The organism is Microcoleus sp. w2-18bC1 (assembly GCF_036700365.1).
Classification (GTDB): domain Bacteria; phylum Cyanobacteriota; class Cyanobacteriia; order Cyanobacteriales; family Microcoleaceae; genus Microcoleus.
Genome location: NZ_JAUBOS010000122.1, coordinates 1 through 5,968 on the forward strand (window position 1 = coordinate 1; position 5,968 = coordinate 5,968).

The 5,968-nt window shown below is 44.0% G+C and carries 5 protein-coding genes; 3 read left to right on the forward strand and 2 right to left on the reverse strand.

The features are described from left to right. Window positions 1-650 precede the first annotated feature (650 nt). On the reverse strand, window positions 651-1,262 hold the full coding sequence (locus QT979_RS28270; protein ID WP_333312327.1) for a Uma2 family endonuclease: 612 nt from the start codon (window positions 1,260-1,262) through the stop codon (window positions 651-653). A 289-nt stretch (window positions 1,263-1,551) separates the two neighbouring features. Beyond that, window positions 1,552-3,213 (reverse strand): glycosyltransferase family 39 protein, encoded by a 1,662-nt coding sequence (locus tag QT979_RS28275; RefSeq protein WP_333312328.1) that lies wholly within the window; start codon window positions 3,211-3,213, stop codon window positions 1,552-1,554. Window positions 3,214-3,287: 74 nt separating this feature from the next. Between QT979_RS28275 and QT979_RS28280 the strand changes: the two genes are divergently transcribed. From QT979_RS28280 to QT979_RS28290, 3 genes are all read left to right on the forward strand, one after another. Continuing rightward, window positions 3,288-4,775, forward strand: a complete 1,488-nt coding sequence (locus QT979_RS28280; RefSeq protein ID WP_333312329.1) for a hypothetical protein — start codon at window positions 3,288-3,290, stop codon at window positions 4,773-4,775. A gap of 68 nt (window positions 4,776-4,843) precedes the next feature. Then, a complete protein-coding gene (locus QT979_RS28285; RefSeq protein WP_333312330.1) occupies window positions 4,844-5,017 on the forward strand; it encodes a hypothetical protein in 174 nt (57 codons plus the stop codon). 118 nt (window positions 5,018-5,135) lie between these two features. Further along, window positions 5,136-5,540, forward strand: coding sequence for a hypothetical protein (locus tag QT979_RS28290; RefSeq protein ID WP_333312331.1), 405 nt, complete (start codon window positions 5,136-5,138; stop codon window positions 5,538-5,540). The last annotated feature ends 428 nt before the right edge of the window (window positions 5,541-5,968 follow it).

Consider the following 5,968-nt stretch of genomic DNA (forward strand, 5'->3'; position numbering starts at 1 on the left):
TATTTGCCCAAATGGAATTATCGAGCCGTACCCCAACCTGAGTAATTCATTAAGTTATTTATTTTTCATTCCTTAGTATCGTTCCCAAAACTGTCCGGAGTATTGATTTAAATTGAATGTCAAAAAATAATCTACAGCATATTCGGTGGTTCGTGAAGTACACTATAAAGCTCTATTGTTGGTACATTGTTATGTAGGGTGCTGATCTGCTCATGTTTAATGAAACTTGCAGATTGACTGGTGGCGACGCACCGATGCTTACGACCCTTGTTGTGTGTACCGCATATACATGGAATATGCTGTAAGTCTTGTGGGGAGTAGGGGTAGGGCCAGAAAGCCCGCCCTCAATATGCAATGTAAATGCGTGACAGATTAAACGTATCAAAACCGAATAAACCAGGCTTTTCGGGGGGGTGCATCTCAATTTTGTAGAATATACAGCATATTCCAGGTTGATGAAGTACAGTAGCCGCTAAATTTATATTGTGTGATTTTAATATGTAGGGTGCGTCGCTGCGACCTTTTAAATAGAACTTGCAGATTGTTGGTGGCGACGCACCTTACTTACTACAAGATTGTGTGTACCGCACATACATGGAATATGCTGTATTTGCAAAAATGAGATGCACCCTGGCGGGCTTTAAGCCTCATTAAACTTCTGCAATTTCAGGTGCAATTTCTGGATCTACTTGTTCAAAATTCACTTTATTATAGATATCTGCCACAGCAATTTCAAAGGATACTGAAGCAAGCGCGATCGTCTCATCCAATTCATTGTACTCAGCAAACGACCATCGCTTATCATCCGTCTTAGAAAAATGTTCGATATATCTCCGATTTTGGTCGATCAATAAGTATTCTTCAAGAGTGGGAATTGTGCGGTATCCCTCAAATTTTTTGCTGCGATCGTATCCTTTAGTTGACGCTGACAAAAACTCAATAATTACCCTGGAATTGGTAATCGTATCGGTGCGGTTATTATAATACTCCGGCTCCCCACATACTACCATCACATCGGGATAAGTATAGATGCGCTTCTTGGGTATCCACAAGCGGACATCGCTCATGAAAACTCGATAGTCTAGTTTTTTGAACGCAAAATTTAGTTCGGTACTGAAATTGAGCGCTATTTGATTGTGATTGGTAGAGCCACCGGCCATAGGAAATATTTCACCGTCAATGTATTCGCTTTTGTAGTCAGCAGCTTCTTCTAGTGCTAGATATTCCTCGATCGAGTAGTATCGTTGTTCAGTAAGTTGCATAGTTCTATTAGAGAGCATTTAACTGAGGCTTTTGTTTAGTGTAACATTTTTGGGTAAGCTTTTTAAGGTTGAGTTTGTGTAGGGGGTTTTTGAGATTGTTGGTTTCTCGTATGAATTGTTGGTAAACTCGTCCGCACCCAGCCGATCGCCTAGATTTATCTGATATGCGATTGCATCCCAAAAATGTAGATTCGGATTTGTCGTTGGGTGGGGGCGGGTTTTCGAGATTTTTGGTCTGAGGCGATTATGGTTGGTGAACCCGCCCCTACGGTAATTTGGGGAAACACGCTTACTTTTTAGTTACCACAACCCAATCGTCCGCTGTTTTGACAACCTCAGCATTCTGCAAACGTAAATGTTTTAAAACGGGTTTTTCTAACAGAAAATAAGGTTGAGGAAGAGTTTGCCATTTCTTTTTGAGCGTTGGCGCGTCGGCGACAATAACTTGGCGTTGACTGTAAAAATTCAGCGAGGGACGGCCCAAGCGGTGAGAAGTAAACACTTGTTGACCGGCCGGAGTTCCTGTGCGGACAATTTCGGCGATCGGCTTAACGGGATAATCCTCCGCCAGTTCCCAAACCCAGTTATCTGAAGCCACCAATACTAACAGCGTCAGGTAAGTTCCCCAAATTAAAACTAATATAAACTGCCTGTCTTGGCGGTGCAGCAACACGGCCGCCATTGTCATTGTCAAACCTAAAACCATCAGCATTAACTGCAAATCTCGCTCGATCGGCACAATGTATTTCCCAATTTGCACTAAGCCACTGAAGTAAATGCAGCCGACAACACCAACTACACCCAGCACTGCCAAAATCGCGGGATGAGGCAACAAAGAAATAGCATCAAAACGTTCTTCTGCTTTCTCTTTGAGCGGTTCTGGTGGTAGCCAAAGTTGCTCCCAAACTTCAGCGAGATAACTGCCAACAGCAAGAGCAAAAGCTGGATAAATTGGCAAAACATACCACGGCAATTTAGTAGTCATCACAGAAATAGCCAGCAGATATACTCCAGTCCAAACCAATACTAATTTTGGCCCGGGAAAATTGCGATTTTCCCAACTCAAACGCAGCCCTTGTAGCCAAAATAACTGCCACGGCCAAGCTAATTTTAAAATTTCTAAAATATAATACCAGGGCGGGCCTTTGTGACTGCTCACAGGTTCCGAAATGCGTCGGAAAGATTCGTTAACTAAATTAGCGTGGATGAAATATTGGCCGTAGTGCAGCCATTGGGCAAAATACCAAGCAGCTACTGGCAATGTTCCGATCGCCAATCCGCCCCAAAGATACGCAGAAGTGAGGAGTCGCGGGGTATCCCAAACCAAAAAAATACAGCCCATCCCAGCCAGCAGCAGCCCCAACATCACGCCCTTAGTCAGGCAAATGAGCCCGAACCCAATCCCCGCACCCAAAGCGTAGCGCAAGTCGCGGCGCGATCGTAGCAAACACCACATCGCCCCCAACAAAAAACACAAAACTGCTCCATCCAACATCGCCAAACGTCCATGCCGCACCACCGGTAACAGCGTCAGATAAACGAGGGCAGAAAAAATGGCGATCGAACGCTGCAGAAACAACTCCCTGCCAATGGCGTAAAGCAAGGGCACTGAAGTGGCTGTCAGCATCGCCGGTACCAACCTCGCCGTGAATTCGCTGACACCGCCTGCTGCAAAACACAGCCCGATTAGCCAGTGTACCAGCGGCGGTTTGTTGAAATAAGGCATAGAGTCGATCGTCGGATACAGCCAATTTAAGTTGCCGCGCCAAATTTCGCGACTTACCTGCGCTGCAATGCCTTCATCCCAATCCCGCAAAGCCACGCCGCCCAGATTCAGCCCGAAAATCAGCACTGCAGCCAACAGAAAAGCCAGCATCCACACTTTGTCTGTAAAGCTGTCATTCCAGCGATTTTTCGGTTTGCGTCCCAGGAATGGAAAGATTTCTGACATAAGTTAAGAGAGTTTTGAGCGTCCCAAACTGAGGGTAAACTTAGACAGCAGTTATTTGCAACTAGGAAAATACCATGAACTTGCCTGTAATTATAGATATTATCATTGGCTTAGTATTTATCTACCTGACTTTAAGCTTGCTAGCTTCGGAAATTCAGGAACTGATTGCTACTGTTTGGCAGTGGCGGGCGGAACATTTAAAGAAGTCGATCGAAGTGCTGATTTCAGGAGGCAGCGAAGGTGCGAAAGATCCCCTGCAATTTAAGCGAGTCGGACAGTTAGCCCATTCGATTTACGCCAATCCGATTATCAAAGATTTGAATCAGGGAGCGAAAGGGCTGTTATCAGAGGGATTTCGCTCTGTTACGCACCGCCTGGGGGATTTGTACCACGGAATTACGGGTACTAAAAATGTTTTCGGCAATAAATCCACTGGGCCTTCTTATATTCCAGCCGAGTGCTTTTCTGCTAGTCTTTTGGAGACTTTAAAGGTTTCTAGTTTGCTCAGCTCCATCTCTAAAACCCGATTGGAAAGATTTAAAGATTTACAGTTGGCACAAATTCAACAGATTGGAGCGAATCTGAGTTTGCCGGATGCTACTAAACCGATTATTGAGCAAGAATTTAGGTGGCTGACTGCGGAGTTCAATCGAGTTGTTGAAGATTATCAAAACAATTTAGCAAGTTTGAACAACAGCTTAGATCGAATGTCGGAAAAGCTAGAATTTTATATTAAGGATTCTCAGGTTTATCTACCAGAAACCGAGCAGGGAGGGAGAGAATTTCAGAGGCAGATGGCATTTGTCAAGGCTCGTTTTGATAGCAAAATTGAGCGGGTGGCGCTGCTGGGGCAACTGCAACCGAGTTTTAGCAATCTGTTAAATACTGTTAAAAAAAGTCAAGAGTCGGCAGCAGAAATTATGGAACTCAAAGAGGAAAGTCCGATTTATCAACAAATTCAAGAAACCTTAGACCGTATGCCAGAATCTTTGAAACGCAGCCTTTATATTTTAGCGCAGCGCGCTGAAAAAGGCAGCGGAGATACTCAAGAGCAGTTGGAGCGGTTTCAGAAAGAAATTGAAATTTGGTTTGACCAATCGATGGAGCGTGCTTCTGGTGTTTACAAGCGGAATGCTAGAGGGGTTGCGATTTTGCTCGGAACTGCGATCGCTGTCGCTGCTAATGCTGATAGCATTCATATTATTAATCGGTTGTCGAAGGATTCGATGTTGCGATCGACTGTTAATGTGTACGCTGAGCAGTTGGTGGAAAAAAATGCTAAGACTAAATTAGATAATTTAACAAGTCTGAGAAAAGTTCAAAAGGATGTAGATATAGCTTTGGATGAGGTAGCCCTGCCTTTTGGATGGAGCGAACAGAACAGCTTAGAACGAGATAAGCAGGGGAATGTATTGTGGCTGGCTTTGATTTCCAAATTGTTTGGTTGGATATTGAGCGGCGTAGCTATTTCTATGGGGGCTGCTTTTTGGTTTGAGGCGCTCAACAAGATTATTAATATTCGCAATGCAGGGAAAAAACCGCCATCTTCCACAGAATCTTGAGCGGTGCAGTTGCCAGGCTAATCTACTAAGTGTCATACCTTTTTAGATTTTAGATTTTAGATGGGCAAATGACTCAAGACTATCGAGGTTTGAAGCATCGGCTTACGGTGGGATTCTTTTGTGAAAGTGGGATCACGGATAGGATACCGGATCGATCGGTAATTTGGCGTTTGGCGGAAGTCAGGGAAAACACGCAGAATATAAATTCCGTGCGATCGCGGATGGCACTGCTGCAGAAATAGGGGACACTAATAGATAGGTTAAATAAGAATGGGCGAAATAAACAAGGTCGCTGGCAGTTTCAGAAGCTCTGACTCCAAGGCTGTATCTACCGCTAAACACACTTTTGGAGGACGGAATATGTTAACTTCTTTCAGGGAAACGACTCCCGCCTCGGAATACGGAGATTCCCCATCCCAAAGCTTTGTAGTCAAGGGCTCCAGCATCAATGAATGTGGATATTTTGTTTCCAGAATTTTGGCTGGGGAATCTGAGTGCATTGAGAAAATGACCTCCGCACTTCAAACATCTGCCTCTATCCTTAGAGAGATTGACAAAGTTGGCTCGACTTCTGGCGGCAGCTCGATCCAAGTGCAATTAGGCTTTGTTATCCTCAGTTCAGATTACCTAGAACCATACAAAAGTCAATTGCCAAAATCGCATACCTCTATGACTCCCAGCAACAGACTTGGTTCGTGTTATGCCGATCGATATAGTGATACACTCAGCAACGGCGGTGGGAGCGATCGACTGTTTGCTAATTAAGGAGAGTAATTTAATGGAGGGTATCGAACCTACCGAGGGCGACTGAACCCGAATACAATTTTAATTAGGGAGCCAGGCGCGATCGCAATCAACGATTTGATATGACTCAATCTACAATCATCTCAATTCGCGCTGAATAACTTGAATCACTTTTGCAGTGAGGATGGCAGTCCTCACAGTGTCGGTAGCACCCCATAAGCCAATTGATTTCCAGCCAGAGGTTCCACTTAATATTAAATCGTTTTGACCGCAAGCATCCAGGATACAAGCCCCCGAATTGATCCGTCCAGAAATAAAAAATCTGTACCCGATGAAACTTGCCCCCGAATTTATCCGTGGTGTCAATGCTTCAAATCTAAAATCTAAAATCTAAAATCTAAAATCTAAAATCTAAAATCTAAAATCTAAAATCTAAAATCTAAAATCTA

Excerpts from the sequence above, each read along its gene's own strand:
- QT979_RS28270 (WP_333312327.1), bottom strand. The coding sequence starts at position 1,262 with ATGCAACTTACTGAACAACGATACTACTCGATCGAGGAATATCTAGCA.
- QT979_RS28275 (WP_333312328.1), bottom strand. The coding sequence starts at position 3,213 with ATGTCAGAAATCTTTCCATTCCTGGGACGCAAACCGAAAAATCGCTGG.
- QT979_RS28280 (WP_333312329.1), top strand. The coding sequence starts at position 3,288 with ATGAACTTGCCTGTAATTATAGATATTATCATTGGCTTAGTATTTATC.
- QT979_RS28285 (WP_333312330.1), top strand. The coding sequence starts at position 4,844 with ATGACTCAAGACTATCGAGGTTTGAAGCATCGGCTTACGGTGGGATTC.
- QT979_RS28290 (WP_333312331.1), top strand. The coding sequence starts at position 5,136 with ATGTTAACTTCTTTCAGGGAAACGACTCCCGCCTCGGAATACGGAGAT.